Origin of the sequence: Dyadobacter sp. CY351, from assembly GCF_021502625.1 — a bacterium.
Lineage (GTDB): Bacteria > Bacteroidota > Bacteroidia > Cytophagales > Spirosomataceae > Dyadobacter > Dyadobacter chenhuakuii.
The window spans coordinates 83,903-101,987 of sequence record NZ_JAKFFU010000007.1 but is presented as its reverse complement, the minus strand read 5'-3'; the positions used below and the strand labels follow the sequence as shown (position 1 = coordinate 101,987).

At 46.2% G+C, this 18,085-nt stretch carries 15 protein-coding genes; 6 read left to right on the top strand and 9 right to left on the bottom strand.

Going from position 1 to position 18,085, the window contains the following annotated elements; translation table 11 throughout:
- Window positions 1–35 precede the first annotated feature (35 nt).
- Window positions 36–911 carry a DMT family transporter gene (locus tag L0660_RS14720; protein WP_235160150.1) on the top strand — a complete coding sequence of 292 codons (876 nt, stop codon included), beginning with the start codon at window positions 36–38 and terminating at the stop codon, window positions 909–911.
- Here the strand turns inward: L0660_RS14720 and L0660_RS14715 are convergent, their stop codons facing one another.
- The 3 genes from L0660_RS14715 to L0660_RS14705 all read right to left on the bottom strand — a co-directional run bounded on the left by L0660_RS14715 (window position 912) and on the right by L0660_RS14705 (window position 6,073).
- Entirely contained in the window at window positions 912–2,969 is a 2,058-nt protein-coding gene (locus tag L0660_RS14715) for a PAS domain-containing protein (RefSeq protein WP_235160149.1), read from the bottom strand.
- Between the two features lie 51 nt (window positions 2,970–3,020).
- Complete coding sequence (locus L0660_RS14710) at window positions 3,021–3,470, bottom strand: response regulator (protein WP_026629914.1); 450 nt, start codon at window positions 3,468–3,470, stop codon at window positions 3,021–3,023.
- Window positions 3,471–3,601: 131 nt separating this feature from the next.
- Window positions 3,602–6,073 (bottom strand): TonB-dependent receptor domain-containing protein, encoded by a 2,472-nt coding sequence (locus L0660_RS14705; protein WP_409013406.1) that lies wholly within the window; start codon window positions 6,071–6,073, stop codon window positions 3,602–3,604.
- Window positions 6,074–6,297: 224 nt separating this feature from the next.
- On the opposite strand from L0660_RS14705, the gene L0660_RS14700 reads away from it, so the two are divergent.
- The 3 genes from L0660_RS14700 (at window position 6,298) to L0660_RS14690 (ending at window position 11,916) form a co-directional block, all read left to right on the top strand.
- Complete coding sequence (locus L0660_RS14700) at window positions 6,298–7,626, top strand: MATE family efflux transporter (RefSeq protein WP_233797685.1); 1,329 nt, start codon at window positions 6,298–6,300, stop codon at window positions 7,624–7,626.
- A gap of 148 nt (window positions 7,627–7,774) precedes the next feature.
- The gene (locus L0660_RS14695) at window positions 7,775–9,400 is read left to right on the top strand and encodes an NADP-dependent glyceraldehyde-3-phosphate dehydrogenase (RefSeq protein WP_233797684.1); all 1,626 of its coding nucleotides are present in this window, start codon (window positions 7,775–7,777) and stop codon (window positions 9,398–9,400) included.
- A 218-nt stretch (window positions 9,401–9,618) separates the two neighbouring features.
- The gene (locus L0660_RS14690; protein ID WP_235160148.1) at window positions 9,619–11,916 is read left to right on the top strand and encodes a PAS domain-containing hybrid sensor histidine kinase/response regulator; all 2,298 of its coding nucleotides are present in this window, start codon (window positions 9,619–9,621) and stop codon (window positions 11,914–11,916) included.
- A gap of 86 nt (window positions 11,917–12,002) precedes the next feature.
- On the opposite strand, the gene L0660_RS14685 is transcribed toward L0660_RS14690, so the two are convergent.
- The 3 genes from L0660_RS14685 to L0660_RS14675 all read right to left on the bottom strand — a co-directional run bounded on the left by L0660_RS14685 (window position 12,003) and on the right by L0660_RS14675 (window position 14,244).
- The gene (locus L0660_RS14685; protein ID WP_235160147.1) at window positions 12,003–12,359 is read right to left on the bottom strand and encodes a hypothetical protein; all 357 of its coding nucleotides are present in this window, start codon (window positions 12,357–12,359) and stop codon (window positions 12,003–12,005) included.
- Between the two features lie 130 nt (window positions 12,360–12,489).
- Window positions 12,490–12,984, bottom strand: a complete 495-nt coding sequence (locus tag L0660_RS14680; protein WP_235160146.1) for a response regulator — start codon at window positions 12,982–12,984, stop codon at window positions 12,490–12,492.
- Between the two features lie 297 nt (window positions 12,985–13,281).
- The gene (locus L0660_RS14675; RefSeq protein ID WP_235160145.1) at window positions 13,282–14,244 is read right to left on the bottom strand and encodes an MBL fold metallo-hydrolase; all 963 of its coding nucleotides are present in this window, start codon (window positions 14,242–14,244) and stop codon (window positions 13,282–13,284) included.
- A gap of 189 nt (window positions 14,245–14,433) precedes the next feature.
- Here L0660_RS14675 and L0660_RS14670 point away from each other — a divergent pair, with 189 nt between their 5' ends.
- Together L0660_RS14670 and L0660_RS14665 are read left to right on the top strand one after the other, a co-directional pair.
- On the top strand, window positions 14,434–16,062 hold the full coding sequence (locus L0660_RS14670; protein WP_235160144.1) for an alpha-amylase family glycosyl hydrolase: 1,629 nt from the start codon (window positions 14,434–14,436) through the stop codon (window positions 16,060–16,062).
- A 97-nt stretch (window positions 16,063–16,159) separates the two neighbouring features.
- Entirely contained in the window at window positions 16,160–16,441 is a 282-nt protein-coding gene (locus L0660_RS14665; protein ID WP_235160143.1) for a hypothetical protein, read from the top strand.
- 73 nt (window positions 16,442–16,514) lie between these two features.
- On the opposite strand, the gene L0660_RS14660 is transcribed toward L0660_RS14665, so the two are convergent.
- The 3 genes from L0660_RS14660 to L0660_RS14650 all read right to left on the bottom strand — a co-directional run bounded on the left by L0660_RS14660 (window position 16,515) and on the right by L0660_RS14650 (window position 18,045).
- Window positions 16,515–16,979, bottom strand: coding sequence for a PA2169 family four-helix-bundle protein (locus tag L0660_RS14660; RefSeq protein ID WP_235160142.1), 465 nt, complete (start codon window positions 16,977–16,979; stop codon window positions 16,515–16,517).
- A gap of 165 nt (window positions 16,980–17,144) precedes the next feature.
- Window positions 17,145–17,723 (bottom strand): Crp/Fnr family transcriptional regulator, encoded by a 579-nt coding sequence (locus tag L0660_RS14655; RefSeq protein ID WP_235160141.1) that lies wholly within the window; start codon window positions 17,721–17,723, stop codon window positions 17,145–17,147.
- Between the two features lie 16 nt (window positions 17,724–17,739).
- Window positions 17,740–18,045: a response regulator receiver protein gene (locus tag L0660_RS14650; RefSeq protein ID WP_235160140.1), complete on the bottom strand. Its 306-nt coding sequence runs from the start codon at window positions 18,043–18,045 to the stop codon at window positions 17,740–17,742.
- Window positions 18,046–18,085: the final 40 nt, after the last annotated feature.

Genomic DNA, 18,085 nt, shown 5'->3' with positions numbered 1-18,085 from the left:
AATGCTTATCTTTGCAAGAATTTATTTTATTAGTAATGAATCCGCGCGTCAGCCTTCTTATCGGACTTGTAAGCATTAGTATTTTCCCCGTTTTGGTCAAATGGGCACCGGTTTCAGGGATTACTTCTGCTTTTTACAGGATGTTGTTCGGGTTCTTGTTTTTGCTGCCCGGCATGCTGTATACGCAGAAATTCAATTGGCCTGCAAGGAATTTATGGCTTCCAATTGTGCTCTGTGGGATCATTTTTGCGACTGATATAGCCGTTTGGAACCTTTCTATTCACTATTCCAATGCGACGCAGGCAACGCTACTGACGAATCTGGCTCCTGCCTGGGTGGGAGTCGGATCGTTCTTTTTCCTTAATAATAAGCCAAAAGCAAGTTTCTGGATCGGGACGCTTATTGCGGTTGCGGGAATGGTGGTGCTTATCGGTCCGGCGGCTTTTTTTGAAATGCGTCTGGACAAAGGTTTCGCGCTGGCCCTGCTCTCCGGCATGCTGTATGCTTCTTACATGCTGATCAGCAAACCGATCCTTAACCGATTGAATATCGGCAGTTTCATGACCATTAGCATGGCGGTTTCTTCTGTCTTCCTGCTGATTGTCTGCTTAATGTTTGGAGAGCCGCTTTGGAATTTCAAACCTGCCATTTGGACCGTTTTCGCTGTTCAGGGCCTGATTTGTCAGCTGATCGGCTGGCTGGCTATCAGTTATGCAGTTCAGAAAATGGACGCGCAGCGCGTTTCCCTGAGCCTTTTGAGCCAGGCGGTTGTTACCGGATTGCTTGCCTGGGTTTTTATCGATGAAAAAATAACCTGGCAAATGATCCTGGGAGGCGTTATCATTCTCACCGGCATTGCCATTACATTTCAGAAATCCCGCAACCGTGCCGACAGCGAATCAAGTTTTTAATCAGAGCGGCAGATAAATAATGAAAGTTGAGCCTATTCCTGGCTTGCCAATGGCATCGATCAAGCCTTGATGATTTTCTACAATTTTTTTACAAATAGCCAATCCGATGCCCGTTCCTTCATAAGCGCTTCGGTTGTGCAGCCGCTGAAATACCTGGAAAATGCGGTCCTTAAACTGGGGATCAAAGCCAATCCCATTGTCACAAAATGACAGATATTGATAAGTCTGGTTCGCCTCAGCACCATTGACCGGGATAAGCTCACCCGAAATGCGGCCCGACCGGATGACGATAACAGGACTTGTATCAGTTTTTGTAAACTTAATTGCATTGGCAATTAAATTCGTAAAAAGCTGCTCGAATTGATATTCAATAATGTTCCAAACGGGCAGTGTATCGCTGATGACTTCTGCATTTGCCTGATGGATCAGATCCCCGAGCTGCTCTTTTACGCTCTGCAAAACCAAATTTAAATCAATTTTTTCATAGTGCTTTTCAACCGCATTCGCACGCGAGAATGCCAGCAGATCTACAATCAGCTGCTGCATCCGGGTAGACGACGCCTGCATCCGCTGAAAATAATCCTTACCCCGTGCAGACAAATTTTCGTTTTCGGTTTCCAGTATCCTCGTCGCGAATGTCTGGATTTTCCGCAATGGCTCCTGCAAATCGTGGCTGGCCACATAGGCAAATTGCGCAAGTTCCATATTGGTCTTCACTAGCTCGCTGTTGGCAATGGTAAGCTCTTTTGTACGGAGCTGAACCTGAGATTCCAGCTCATCAGCCAATGTTCTGTATTTATCTTCGCTTATTTTAAGTGCTAATTCGTCCTCTTTCCGGTCGGTAATGTCCATCATGGTGCCAAGCATCCGGTGCGGACGGTGATGCTCGTCATACATAATTTTTCCCTGTGTCCGGATCCAATGGATCGATTCGTCCGGATGGATAATACGGGCCTCGTAGTAATAGGTGCCGGTCTCCAAAGCAATCTGGAACGCTTTTTCCACCACAGCTTTCCTGTCCTCCGGATGGATCAGCTCACGCATATCCTGATGCGTCAGAAGTTTGGTTTCTTCAAATCCAAAAATAGTAGCAAGGCGGCCGGAATAGATAATGTGCCTGGTTTTCAGATCCAGATCCCACGTAGCAAGCTGCGTTCCGTCAGTGGCGAGGGAAAGTCTTTCTGCAGCATCCGTAATCTGTTTGCGAAATCTTACTTTGTCGGTAACATCATTCAGGGAGATCATTATGCCCGAAACTTCATCATCTGCTTCAACCGTAGGCGCATATTGGAAATCCACGTAATGTTCCTTCGGGCCATCGGGGCCGCTAATGATCATGGATGCCTCGCTATCCCGGTATAATGTACCTGTCTGGTAAGCATTCCTTAGGATTTTACCCATATTCTGGTGTTCCAGCTCGGGAAAAACGTCAAACAACCTTTGCCCAACCACTTCATGCATTTGCCGCCCCCAGAGGTTGGTAAGCATACTTTCGTTGGCAAGGCTGATCACAAACTCCGGGCCTTTCACAATGGCCTTGGCAAATTGCGACTGAGTAACCAGCGTCCTGAACTGCGTTTCGCTGCGTTCAAGCCGGTGTTTGGCAAGCACTTGCTGGGTAACCTCCGTCGCAACCACAAATATGCCCGAAATCTCACCTGTTTCCTCGCTAATGGGCTGATAGACAAAGTTGAAATAGCATTGCTCCGGCTTGCCGAAACGCCTCATCGTGATCTCAAACTCATTCCCGTTATAGGCAATGCCTGTTTTGATCACATTATTGAGGATTTCTTCAATGGAGACCCTCACCTCGGGAAGTGTAACAAACAGCGGTTTATTGACAAACTCCTCTTCACTTTTATCAATGATACTGAGATACGTATCATTGGCCATCTCCACAAAAAAATCAGGCCCCCGCAGGATAACTATTCCCACGGGCGCCTGTCTCATTGTATTTCTGAACCTGCTTTCGCTATCGACTACGTTAGTCTGCACATTGTAAGATTCTGTTTTGTTGACACGATCATCTGAATCCGTGTGCTGCTGTAAGTTGTCCACTGCTTTCTATAAAAGATCTTTTTACAAACTTAGGAGGTGAACAATTGAGGATTAGTATTGATAGTAAAAATTTTCTGCAACCGGCTTCCAATTATGCTTAGCCCAGTCGATATCGAGGATCTGCTTAATGGCCTGTTTCAGTTTGGGGAAAGATCCTGGTTTCCTTATAAAGAAGTTGGCTCCCTGTTCGTGTACTTTCCGCACCATTTCCTCTTGTCCGGTTGTCGAAAATATGACGACGGGGATCGACTCCCAAGCTTTTGTACTCCTGATTTGTTCCAGGCACTCGAAACCGTTTTTTCTGGGCATGTTCAGGTCCAGAAAAATCACGTCAGGCGGCGGCGGAACGTTATTTTCCATTAAATGGATCAATTCAACCCCGTCATTTGCCGTAGTAAGTTCCGTCGATGTGCTCACCTCTCTCAATGCATCTTCGAACAGCATGCAGTCATCTGCATCGTCGTCTGCAAGGAAAATAGTTTTATTTGGAATAGCGCTCATAATACGGTATTAAATTTCTCAGTTAACGTTTTCTACTGGCCTTCGACAAACATGGAGAATTCATTCAATGCATTTTCAGCCAAATCATAATAAAGTTAAAAAAGTTTTACCGTTTAATAAAATTTCGGCGCTTAAAATTCGCCTTCAACACCTTCCTTCGGTTTCTTCTTTGCCTGGTGTAATCTGTAATTTAAAGTCAGGTTGATCTGCCTTCTGCGGCCTTGCGAATTGTTCACCGTGTAGAAATTCGCCCCTTCAATGACCGACCTGAATTTACGCGAGTTGAAAACATCTATCACGCTCAGCGTCAACGTCCCATTGTTCTTCAAAATATCCCTGCTGGCAGCCAGATCCAGCGTAGCCAATGCTTTGCGTTTGCCCTGTGGAGTCTGTTGCGGCGCTTCGTAATTACCCCTTAACTGGACGTCCGTATTCTTCCATAATGTGAAGCGCGACATCATCCGCACGAACCAGCTGTAAGTATCGCTCTGGAAGTCTTCGTCCAGGCCCGTCCCGTCCGTAATGGCGCGGAAAAAGTTGACGCTGCCATCGAGCTTCCACCATTGATATGGTGTAAAAGAGCTCGTGAATTCTGCGCCGTAGGCATCTTCGGTGCCCAGGTTTTCGGGACGCGTGTAAGAGCTTCCGTCTTCCTGCACCCTTCTGATACTCGTAATTTTGCCATTCGTGTGGCGGTAATATAGTGAAGACGTCAGCGAACCTTTGCCCATATACTTAATGTGCCCGAACTCAAATGCATTGGTAAATTCCGGGTTAAGGTCCGGGTTACCACTCCAATAATTACGATTGTCACTATAAGTGGCGAAAGGGGTCAGGTCATTATATTGGGGCCTGCGGACGCGACGGCTGAAACTCAGCTGAAATGCGTTCTGCTTGGCAAAATCGTAAGTCACATGGACGCTTGGGAATAAGTTCGCATAATTGCGTTCATTGACTTCGCGGGTTTGCTTTAATTCTGTTGTAACACCTGTCCATTCAGCCCGCAAGCCAGCCTGATAAGAAAATTTGCCCGTTTTATTTCCAACAATCCCGTAGGCTGCATTGATATTTTCTTCATACAAGAAGTCATTAGTCAGATTGGGCAAAGTAATCCAGCCTTCGCTGGTTTCCTGCGTGACCGCATAGTCGTTTGTCATATCGCGTGAACTGCTTCTTGCCCCGGCTTCCAATTTCCCGTCTTTTCCAAACGGATGCACATAATCCACCTGAAAAAGCAATTGTTTTTCTGTCTCATAGTTCACGGCACGTTGCAGCAGCGGCGGAATATCCGATGGACTGCCGTCGGGCCGGTAAACATTCTCCCGGTAATACTGGTCCGAATCCTCCCAGTTGTCGAGATACCGAACGTCAGCCGTAAGCTCCTGCCCTTTCTTGTTAAATGTCTTCCTGTAAGTCAGCGAATATTCAGAGTTCGGTTCCGTTTCGGTCTCGTCCTGCGTCCGGTTAGTGAAGCTTGTCAGATTGTTGACGCTCCCCAGATAATCCCTGTATTTTAATGTTGAAAAGCGTTTTCCCTTGCTGGTGCGCCAGGTGTAGGAACCGGTCAGAATATTTTTTGGATTAAAATAATAATCTATTCCGCCGCGTGCGCTGTTGTTCATCCCTTTAAGATTGGATGTCATATCCCGCTCCATAATGAAGGTCGAATCGTTGCGGTAAAGCTCCTGGTAGAGGTAATTTTTCCCGGGCGTATTCCGGTAAGACAATGTATAATTGATGAAAAAGTTCAGGTTTTTGCGACGGTAATTTACATTCGCAGCCGCACCATAATTGGTTGGATAACCTGTTATAATGTCAAATGAGCCATTAATCCCCTCTTTACGCTCTTTTTTTAACACAATATTAATTACGCCACCCATCCCCTCGGCCTCATATCGGGCAGAAGGATTGGTAATGATCTCGACGCGCTCGATCATACTTCCCTGCAATTGCTGCAAGCCGCTGGCGCCCTTGATACTCACTAACCCGGAAGGTTTACCGTCAATTAATATACGCACATTTCCGCTCCCCCTGAGACTGACATTGCCCTCCACATCCACAGCAACGGATGGAATGTTAGTCAGGATATCCACGCCTGTTCCGCCCGCATTAGCAAGATCTTTTCCCACATTGAAGATCTTTTTATCCAGCGATAATTCCATTGAGCTTTTCTCGGCCTGCACGGTGACTTCATCCAAAGTCCTTGCCGATCCCGAAATTTTAATGGTGCCAATATTCAGGGGTGAGTTGGCGCCGTTAAGCTTGATATCCTGGGTGATTTGTGGTTTATAACCAATAAATTCGGATAACGCATAATAGGAACCGGCAGCGATATCGACAACGAACCCTCCCGTTTCATCCGTAATGGCACCGGCTGTAAAAGTGCTGTCCGCAGTCCGGAAAAGCCTGATGCTCGCATATCCCAGCGGGCTGTTGTTCTGACCGTCAACGATCTTCCCGGTAACGGTCAATTTATTCGCAGTTTGCGCAAGCAATGGCTGACAGCCGCAAATAATCATTATTAACACTCCCAATCTGGCAAACGTATACGTTACCGTTGCCCTACTGAGCCCTCTCGCTGCAATGCTGCTTTTAATAGCCATTATAAAATTTTGTAAGCGTTCTGTCGATATTCTCTTTTTTGTACAAATATAGAAACCTATTTTCTCATTGTTTTTACTCTACCAACTTACTGGACAGACGAATAATTCCGGGGTTGACCTGGACTGTTCACAGATATTTAAAGAAGTTGACTTTGCATCGAATCAAAGTTTATCCGGATGGGTTATCTAACTTTGCATTCTTTTTTAGTATCTGTTAGCGTGCCATGAAAACCGAAGCATCACAAACATTAAAATTAGCTTTACCCATCATCATCGGAGAACTTGCCCAAATGGCCCTCCACCTTATTGACAGTGCGATGGTCGGCGCGATCAGCTACAAGCAACTCGCCGCCGCCGCCTTGGTCATCAATGCCATGAACATTCCTTTTGTGATCGGCATAGGAATGACTATTTCGGTTTCCCAAATGGTTTCTCTGGCCAACGGGCGCCGCGATTCCCAGCTGGTTTCACATTATTTGTTCAATGGTTTTTGCCTTTGCGCATTAACGGCCGTTGCCATCTCGCTTACGCTGGTTTTTGGAAAAGGCTTGCTGCATAACCTGGGACAGGATCCCGAAGTGGTGGAGCTGGCGATCCCGTTTATGAAATTAATGGGCCTTTCCATCATTCCCATGCTGCTCTTCATGACCTTGAAACAATTTGCGGACGGCCTGGAATATACCAGGACGGCCATGATATTGTCGCTGGCCGGGATGCCGCTGAACATTCTGCTGAACTGGCTGCTTATCTACGGCAACTGGGGTTTTCCACGCCTTGAATTGGAAGGTGCAGGCTGGGCAACATTGATCACGCGGTCCTGCATGTTTCTGGCGCTGGCCGCCGTTGTTTTAAAGCACAAAACCTTTTCGCGATACATTGCTGTCAGCAGCAGTCAATGGAAATTTAAAGCGCAAACCTGGAGGGAGCTGCTGCATATTGGCATTCCCAGCAGTTTGCAGATTGGTATGGAGGCCGGGGCATTCGCTGTTTCGGGTATCATTATAGGAACATTGGGCGCGGTGGCGCAAGCCGCGCATCAAATTGCATTAAGCAGCGCTTCCTTAACATTTATGGTTTCTATGGGCCTTGCGCAGGCGGGCTCGATCCGCGTAAGCAACGCGCTGGGCAGGAAAGATTGGCTCAAAATCTTTGTTATCGGAAAAAGCACCATTCTCACCGCATTGATTTACGGAACGCTCTGTGCGATCCTGTTCTCGGTTTTCCGATTCCAGATCCCTACCCTGTTCAATAAGAACACAGAAGTTCTGGCGCTGGCTGCACTCCTCTTATTGTTTGCAGCCGTATTCCAGATCTCCGACAGCACCCAGGCGATCGGCGCGGGGCTTTTGCGTGGGATTAAGGACGTAAAAACGCCAACCGTCCTGATTGGCGTGGCCTATTGGGTCATTGGAATTCCAGTTGGCTATCTGCTGGCATTTCACTTCGGTATGGGCGCTGTGGGCATGTGGCTGGGCCTGATCCTCGGGCTGACGATGGCTTCGATCTTTTTGATCACCCGGTTCTTCAAAATGACAAAACATAGTAATATTTGACAATTTTAAGTCATTTTATGTCGAAATCAATCCATTAAAGAATTGTAAAGTCCGCTAAGTTTGTTTCCGTATTAGGGATAAAATGGCTAAACCTCGTCATCATCCCAGTGTGTTAAAATGTTACGGTTTCACAATAAATAATGACTCAATGGATTTCAATTCCACGTTAAAAAACATCTTTGTTGAAGAACAAGACATTCCCGCAGCGTTTTTGCTGCCTTCATTGATCCACCAGCGCGAGTATCTGAGCAATGGCGAAATGAAGACCTGGGATGGCCCTGTGCATGAGGTTTACTCACCTGTTTGTATCAAAACAGAAAATGGCCTTGAACGCAAACTGATAGGCAGTTATCCGATATGCACAGCCGACGAAGCAGCTGCTTCGCTGGACGCTGCTGTTGCCGCTTACAACAATGGCCGTGGCGAATGGCCTACGATGAGTGTTGCCGAACGAATTCACTGTGTGGAGCAGTTCACCGGTAAAATGATCGAGCAAAAAGACATTATCGTAAAGCTCATCATGTGGGAAATCGGTAAGTCGTTTGCCGATTCAACAAAAGAATTTGACCGGACCGTTGAATACATTTACGCAACCATTGATTCCCTGAAAAACCTGGACCGCGACTCTTCCGGGTTTGACATTGTGGACGGCATTGCCGCTCAGGTAAGACGCTCACCCTTAGGCGTTGTGCTTTGTATGGGACCATTTAATTACCCCTTAAACGAAACTTTCACAACCCTGATCCCCGCATTGATCATGGGTAACACGATACTTTTCAAACCTCCGAAGTTTGGTACATTGCTGCATTATCCTTTGCAGGAAGCCTTCATGAACAGCTTTCCGAAAGGCGTAGTGAATGTGATTTACGGCCGTGGCAATGCGATTGTTCCGGGGCTTATGCAGTCCGGGAAGATCAATGTGCTCACATTGATCGGTTCGAGTAAAGTGGCCAACGAACTGAAAAAATCCCACCCGAAAGTAAACCGCTTACGTGCAGTTCTGGGTCTGGATGCGAAAAATGCAGCGATTGTTACGCCGCATGCAGACATCAACCTCGCTGTAAAAGAGATCATTACGGGCTCGCTTTCCTTCAATGGCCAGCGTTGCACGGCTTTGAAGATCGTCTGGGTACACAGGAGCATTGCGGATCAATTCCTGAAAGAGCTTTGTGATGCGGTCGGTGAATTGAAATTCGGGATGCCGTGGGAAAAAGGCGTCGCCCTCACTCCCCTGCCCGAAACCAATAAAATTGAATATCTGAACGGCTGCATTTCTGATGCACTCGAAAATGGCGCGCAGATCATGAATGAAAACGGCGGCGCTTCGGAAGGCTCGTTCTTTTATCCGGCTGTGGTTTATCCGGTTAATGATAAAATGAAGCTTTATTACGAAGAGCAATTCGGCCCCATCGTGCCCGTTGTGCCGTTTGATGACCTGGAAGAAACGATTGAATATTTAATTGAATCTACACACGGACAGCAGGTTAGTATATTCAGTAACAATGCCGATGAAGTTGCTTCGCTGATCGATCCGCTCGTAAATCAGGTGAGCCGTGTGAATGTGAACAGCCAGTGCCAGCGCGGTCCGGACGTGTTCCCATTCACCGGACGCAAGGACAGCGCAGAAGGAACATTATCTGTTGCCGACGCAATCCGCTCGTTCTCCATCCGCTCATTGGTTGCATTTAAAATGAACGAAGCGAATAAGCAGCTGATCAACGAAATTGTTCACGAGGATACTTCTAACTTCCTGAGCACTAAATTTATTTTCTAGAAATACCCGTGTTTTAAGCTAAGTGATATTCAAAAAACCGCAGCAGATGTCACAACGAGTGTTTGGACATTTGTTGCGGTTTTTGACTTTTATACTGCACATTGCTTAAAAGCAGCAGGCTAAAAATCGCCCAACTAGTTTTACAAATTCACGTTCCAAACAGTAACATTGCAATATAAATTATCTTAATTTAGATGAATATTGGAACAGGTTAGCTAATGAGTTCAGTGTTTACAATCGAGTCTTTGGAAATGGTGATTTCCGGTATAAATGCCGGAATATGGGATTGGGATTTTGAAACAAATAAGCAGACTTGGTCAGATCGGCTTTTCGAACTTCTTGAATATCAGCCAGATGAAATTACGCCGGGTTACGAGAATTTCACAGAAATGCTCGTCCATCCCGACGACCGGGTAATTGTGAGAACGGCAATCAATGCCCAGCTCGAACAAAATATCCCCTACAATGTGCAGGTCAGGCTGCGCACAAAATTTAAAGGTTACCGCTATTTCGAATGTTGCGGGAATGCCAAGTTTATCGATGGAAAGCCGGTGCGAATGGTGGGTTCCATCACGGATATTCACGAACGCTATTCGCTGCGGGAAAAGCTGAGCGTAGTTTTCGAACGTTCAACGGATGCTCATTTGCTGATTGACAGCCAGGGCGTCATAGACTGCAACAAAGCAGCCGTAACGATGCTGCGATGCAAGGACAAGAGCGAGCTGCTCTCAATTCATCCCGCGAAATTTTCACCTGAATTCCAGCCCGACGGAAGGAGCTCTGACGAAAAATCGTTGGAGATGGACCGCATTGCGCACGAAACGGGTTACAACCGCTTCGAATGGATCCATAGGCGCCTGGATGGCGACGAGTTTCCGGTAGAAGTGACGTTGAATCCGGTCCATGTTGATGATAAGATGGTGCTCCTGGTGGTATGGCACGATATCAGCCACAGGAAAAATGCGGAAGAATTAATCAGGCGGAATGAAGCCATGCTTGCTGAATCCCAACAACTTACACACAGCGGAAGCTGGGAAGCGGACCTGGTTACCAACCAGAATTACTGGTCCGATGAAGCATTCCGCATTTTTGGCCTCGAACCCAATTCCACCGGCCCGAATACGGAGCTTTTTTCTAAAATGATCCATCCGGATGATATGCACTTATACATTTCGCATATCAAGGATGCTGTAAATAACCTCAACCCGGCGAGCTTTGACCTGAGGATTGTGCTTCCGGATGGTAGGATCAAGTTTATCCATGCCATAGGAAAGCCGTTTGCCGACCATACCGGGCGTGTCGTGAAGCTTTACGGCGCCATTATGGACATTGATGCGCAAAAGAAAAATGAGCAGGAACTGATCAAAGCGAAGGAACAGGCAGAGATGGCGGCTGTGGCGAAATCCCAGTTTTTGTCCACGATGAGCCATGAGATACGGACACCTATGAACGCAGTGATCGGTTTTACGCATTTGCTGCTTCAACACGATCCGAAGCCGGAGCAGATGGAATATCTGAACATTCTAAAATTTTCGGCTGAAAACCTGCTGGTGCTTATTAATGATATCCTGGATTTCAGCAAGATAGAAGCCGGAAAAATTGAGTTTGAAGAGGTCGATTTTAACATTCTCGTATTACTCGAAAACATCCGTTCCGGCAATATCCAAAGAGCCGACGAAAAAGGGATCTCACTTGAATTGAATGTGGATGAGGCACTTAACCTTAATGTAATAGGCGACCCAGTTCGCCTGGGCCAGATCCTCACCAATCTGGTAAGCAACGCTGTGAAATTTACTGAATTTGGCAAAGTCACAATTTCTGCTTCCGTAGCAAAGCGTGATCCGGATTCTGTAACCATTGACTTTGAAATACAAGATACCGGAATCGGAATTCCGCCTGAAAAGCTGGATAACATCTTTGACAGCTTCACGCAGGCAACTTCGGATACGACCAGAAAATACGGAGGCTCGGGCCTTGGCCTTACGATAACAAAAAGACTGCTGGAATTGCAGAAGAGCACCATTAACCTGCGCAGCAAACCAGGAGAAGGTTCGGCCTTTTATTTCAGCCTTACATTTAAACGAAGTAAAAAACAGATTCCGGCCCAAACCAGCCACTCCGTTACGGATATTAAGAGCCTGAAAGGCATGAAAGTGTTGATCGTTGAAGACAATGCGGTCAACATTTTCCTGATGAAAAACTTCATGAAGCAATGGGAAATAGATTACGACGTGGCCGAAAACGGACTCATCGCTTGTGAAATTGTGCAGCAGAATGACTATGATCTTGTTTTGATGGATTTGCAAATGCCCGAAATGGACGGCTACGAAGCCACAGCTAAGATCCGGTATCTGCCCGACCCGAAATATGCACAGCTTCCTATCATTGCACTTACCGCCTCGGCTATGCTTGACATTAAGGACATTGCCTTTAAAGTAGGCATGAACGACTACATCAGCAAACCTTTCACGCCCAACGAATTATATACGAAAATCGCTGCTTACAGAAAAAAATAAAGGCAACCGCCGATGACCGGAAGTTGCCTTGAAAGAACCGCAATAAATTGCGAATAGGTGTGTGATTGTTAATGTTTGTATAGGTGTCAGGCGGTTTGTAAAAAGATTACCCGTTTGTAATATTCCGGGTCGTATTTAACCAGCACCTGGCTGCCTTGTTTCATCGCATCGTATTTGGAGTAGGACAATGTTTCTGTTACTTCTGCAACAAAGTCCGTGCCTTTCGGATGCTGGATTTTTACTTTCATCTGGTATTCGGGTAAATTGTTCAAATACTCGCCGGTCGGTTTAATGTTCAGGACCGTTGCATTTGCTTCAATGCCTTCACGTAGGATTTTTTGCTTTTGTTTTGCTCTGTGATTTTTCCGGATAGTGGAAAAGATCCAGAAAATTATCATTCCAAATAATATGATCGTCGCGCCGATCTCTCTATTACTGTCCACGGTTCTGATAGTTTTGAGTGACGTTCAAAATAACCGAAATTGAGCCATACATCCGGTATTTGTGTTATCAAACGGTTCTACACTTATTAAATGGCAAGCCACCAGGTATTATTACGCAGTCCCAAATGCGCTATTCATCGTGATCCAGCGTTGTTGGCTTCTGTTCAATCTTTGGCTGGCTGATCTGTGGAAGCTTGTTATAATCCATCCAATAGTGACAGATTGTTTCCAACATGTATCGCAGCTCTTCAAATTCCTGGGGTTTCAGAAAAAACGAATTAGCGCCTGCCAGGTAACATTTGTTGATAATGTCATTCGAATCGTCATTGCTGAGGATAACGATCGGCATGGTTTTCCATTTCGTTTTTGCGTTGTCCGGTGTCCGGCGGAGTAGTTTCAGCACTTCAAGCCCACTGATGGCAGGCATTTGATGGTCCAGTATGATTAGCGCGGGAAGTCTGCCGGCGTAGTCCGGGGAAGATTGCAGGATCAGAAATTGATATAATTCACTGCCCCCTTGGAAAAAACGCACATGATAATTGGGAAGAAATTTGTTAAAGATTGTCCGGACAAGATATCTATGATCCGCCGAATCGTCTACAAGGTAAATCTCTCTTTGATCCATTTTATGATAGTACTTGTTTTACTTTCACTTTAATCCTTACGAATTAAGAAAATGGACGTAAAAAATCATTCCTGTCAGCAACCCGGGCTGGCATGGAAGAGTTGACGGGTTAACAATGGAATTAAGTATATAAATTTGTTGACGGAGGGCACACATTTCTACACAACGTCAGGTCAGAAAAAGTCTTTTAAATGCTGGCATGGCAAATTCGTTGCTAGCATGAAGGACGACTATCGTTTTCTGAACCTGACGTTATGAAATAACTTCTAAGCGCTAAGCATTACTCTTCGCTTTGATTTAGTAGCTCTTTTGCACTTTATATTTTGAAAACAAAGCCCAGCCAAGGGCCGCGGCCGCGGCAACTGCCCCAACTGTAAACAGCACTTGGTAAGGTTCAGCAGTTTCTTTCGGTACAGACACTATTCCTTCACTATCCGTAATGGCAGGGCTCATTACATAACGGCCTGTGCTTGGCACCGCTTTCTCTTCAAAATAATACGCAAGTTCTAGCAGCTGCTGTTGCATTTCCTTTCCATACATGGGTTTGCCATGGCCCGTCGCAAGCACATTAGGTTGTAACGAAGCAAGCTGGTCCACTGAATCTTCCGCTTTCAGCCAGTTGCAGGTGAAGTATTTTGGCGGACCGCTAATGATTTTCTTTTGAAGCAAAACCGCCGTTGCCGACTCCTGTTTGGTGGTTACCACGGCATCGCCCGCGATAAGCACTTTGTCTTTTTCGCGCCAGAAACTTATGTGTCCGGGTGCATGCCCTGGCGTATGAATGTATTTCCATTCGGGCATGAAGGGAATGTCGGCCGTTATGCCCGGAAACTCGCTTACCCGGTCCTGCAAATCAATCGGACTGGATGAATAAAGGTCCGCCATATAAGCCATAAGCCCGCCGCCTACGCTGGAATCGGGTGGTGGATAGCTGGATTTTCCCCTGAGATAAGGCAGTTCCAGATAATGTGCATAAACGGGCACGTCCCATTCTTCCGCCAACTTTTTCAGAGACCCAACATGATCGAAATGACCGTGCGTCAGCACAATTGCCGCCGGCTTCGCTCCTTCCCCAAAAAGCTGGGTTACCATTTTCTTGATTTTTGGATAGGCAGATTTAAGCCCGGCATCTATCAGGACCCAGGACTGATCCTCCTTATTTTGGACAACATATACATTCACCATAATGTCCGTCAACCCCCAAACGCCCTCCGCAACTTTAAAGAAAGCGTCTTTTTCCTGTGTTGTTATTTGCTCCATTTGAATACTCGTTTTGGTTAACAGATTTTAAAAGATACCCCGGCGATCTAAAAACTGTGCCACAACATCCATTAATACATATCATTGTAGGAATGATGCAACTTCACTTGTTGTTACGATCGCTCCTACTATTCTTGTAGGCTCGATTTTTTACGTCCAAAGGCTTTTGAATGATCAAAACCCACAATTATGGAGCAAGTAATAACACAACCATCTGTAAGGTCACAGCATCTCTGGTGGCAAAATGGCGTTATCTACCAGATCTATCCAAGGTCTTTTCAGGATTCAAACGGTGATGGCGTTGGTGATCTGCAAGGCATTATCAGTAGGCTCGACTATTTACAATGGTTGGGTGTGGATTGCGTCTGGCTCTCGCCGATATTTTCTTCGCCAATGGCCGATTTCGGTTACGATATATCAGATTATCAAGGTATACACCCGCTTTTCGGGACAATGGAAGATTTTGATGAATTGCTCGGCGAAGTCCACAACCGGGGCATGAAGCTGCTTCTGGACCTGGTCCCAAACCACACATCAGACCAGCATCCGTGGTTCCTGGAAAGCAGATCTTCCAAGGACAATCCCAAACGCGACTGGTATATCTGGCACGACGGGAAAGCCGATGGCGGGCTGCCTAACAACTGGCTGAGCGTTTTTGGCGGACATGCCTGGGAATGGGACGAAGTTACCCAGCAATATTATTACCACGCATTTTTGAAGGAACAACCTGACCTAAACTGGCGCAACCCGCAAGTTCAGGAGGCCATGATGAATGTAATGCGATTCTGGCTGGACAAAGGGATTGACGGTTTCCGGGTGGATGTTATGTGGCATATGATTAAGGATGAGCAGCTGCGCGATAATCCGCCGTTCCCAGGTTCAACATTTAACCCGAACGACCTGATTTACGATCATTACACACCTGTTTATTCCACGGACCAGCCCGAGGTGCACGAAATTGTACGCATGATGCGCGCCGTTACGGATGAATACGACGATCGCGTGCTGATCGGTGAAATTTATCTGCCGATCCACAAGCTGGTTACCTATTATGGTCAGGACAACAACGGTGCTCACTTGCCATTTAATTTCCAGTTACTAACATTGCCCTGGGACGCACCTGCGATTGCTATGGCGATTGATGAATATGAAGGCGCATTACCAGCCGAAGGGTGGCCAAACTGGGTGCTGGGAAATCATGACAAACCCAGAATATCCAGCCGCGTTGGCCGTGAACAGGCAAAAGTCGCCGCGCTCTTGCTGCTGACATTGCGCGGGACGCCTACTATATATTACGGAGATGAAATCGGAATGCGCGATGTGGCGATTCCGATGAACGAAATTGTAGACCCGCAAGGCCTGAATATGCCCGATCTGAATATCAGCCGCGATCCTGCCCGTACACCTATGCAATGGAGCGGCGAGATCAACGCAGGTTTTTCAACCCACAAGCCATGGCTGCGATTGCCATTCAACTCTGGACGGGTAAATGTGGAGAAGCAAAAAGGCGATATGTATTCCAAACTGCATTTTTATCGGAAACTGATCAGCCTCCGCAAAGAACATGCAGCGCTGAATGTCGGATCTTACAGGCCTGTTTATGCGGACCAGCAACTGATCTCTTACGTGCGCGAATCGGGCAATGAAAGATTTCTGATTGTTTTGAATCTGAGTCACAGACCTGCCTACTTTAAACCCAGACAGGAATCTTACTCGGGTACGGTAATCCTCGGAACAGAAATTGAACGCATCGGCATGCAGGTTGAAGATATCATTACTTTGGGCGGAGACGAAGGACTGCTGATCGGGCTTTCCTGATTACCCCGTCCTTGATGTTAATCTAGATAAAATTTTAAAAGAAGCCTATAATGCTCCAACAAAAGCTTATAACATCCAACTAAACAAAAAACCAAGTATGAAAGCGTTAAAATCAATTATTACAATGTCCGCCTTTGCCATCTGCATGTCACTTGCTTCTTGCGGAACAGTGAACGACTCCGAAAAAGGAAGCGAAGGTTCAGGAAGCAAGTCAGAAACGACGCCGAATGACAGCAGCGGAGCAGCGAGCCGCGCAGCGACAGGAGTGGGTGAAGATAACCAGAATGACAGCCTGGGTTACCCATCCAACCAATCCAATCTGAATGCTGATTCTACCAGTCGCAAGCATGATGATGAGTCTGTGAAGAAACGACAGTAATTCATTTGAAGACTATCCATAAAAAAAGGGCCGATTTGCATCGGTCCTTTTTTAGTTCGTTGATGATGAATGGTTATTGGGACATTCTAGCTGAATCACGAAGACGTTTGATCGTGTCATGTCCGTCTTTCAGGATTGCTTTTTGTCTAGTTATTAATGATCTCAAATCCGGCGTTAACTCATCAGATGCCAGGGCCGTTTCATAAGCCTTTTGAGCAGCATCTTCGCCGAATTCCGAATTTTCAAGTGATGTTTTTCTACCATCGCTGCTGAATGCTGATTTCACATCCATCCAGGTCCTGTACAGTTTACCCGAAACCATAGTGCCGGTCGCAGGCTCTCCGCCTAACGCTGTAACCTCTCTTTTAAGTTCGGTAGCAATTTCACGGCTATGGTCTGCCAGGTTGGAATATAGTGATCTTAGATCTGTGTCCGAGCTGTCTGTCTCGTCAGTTGACTTTTTATATCCTTCAACGCGGTCGTTATTAATCAGGATTAAATCATTAAGTATGTCTACTACTGCTGAATTACTTGCCATGACTTGTTTGTATTTGGTTATGTCAGGCATTCATCAACTATTGTTCCACTGCCGGAATGGGCCGAAAAAACAGCCAAAAGCACTTTTGTATTTGTGCTAACCAATAAATTTGTGGAGCTTTTTGCGCCGTATACATATAAACCAGGAAGTAACTGCCAGCAGCACTTATTTCTCGCTTAGCTTTTTACGGACTTTGCTTAGAAATTCAGGAGAAAAACCCAGGTAGGACGCGATGTAGTGCTGGGCGACACGTTGTGGAATGGCGGGGTAACGGTTAAGAAAGTCCAGGTATTTTTCAACAGCTGTGGTTGAAATGGTTCTGAAAAGACGCTCTTGCAACTGAGCCAGGTTTCGCTGCACCATCAACCGGAACATCCGTTCAAAGCCGGGCACTTTGGCCAGCAGCTTTTCTTTGGTTTCCGGCGTGAGTATAAGCAATTCGCAATCTTCGAGCGTTTCAATGTAAACCAGTCCGGGCGTCTGGTTCTGGAAGCTGGTAATGTCACTCACCCACCAATCTTCCACCGCAAACTGCAATGTTACTTCTGTACCCGAATTGTCTATGTGATAGGTCCGTATGCACCCTTTCAGAATGTAGGCTTCGAATTGGCATATTTCCCCTTCCTGTAACAGAAAGCTTTTTTTAGGGTATTTTTTAAATTGAAGCAAAGAATCAAAATATTCGAGATCCTCAGGTGCGAACGTCATGCACCGCAACGCATAGTCATTTATTTTTTCAAACATGCTTCAATTTTTCGATTTAACGCTGTGTCAGCGCGTGCTTGATTTCGGAGTAAAGCAAGCCGCTTCCACCTCCATAATGCCGCATACATACTGTTTGAGGCGCAACCGTTTTGCATAAGCGCAAAATCTGCGATTCTGCTTCCTCATCCACGCCGACGCCTAAAAGTACTAAATCAAATTTATTTATCTCAAAAGCCATCCTGGCTTCATCCAAACTGCTCACGCCCGTTCCATTCCACTGATCGTTTTTGTTGATCAGGCGGATCATGGTTTCCAGGATCTCCGCATGATCAGCCAGAACGAGAATATTTATATTTGCCATTTTATTTTGGGGTTTAGTCCCGTTGGATCATTGTTAATCA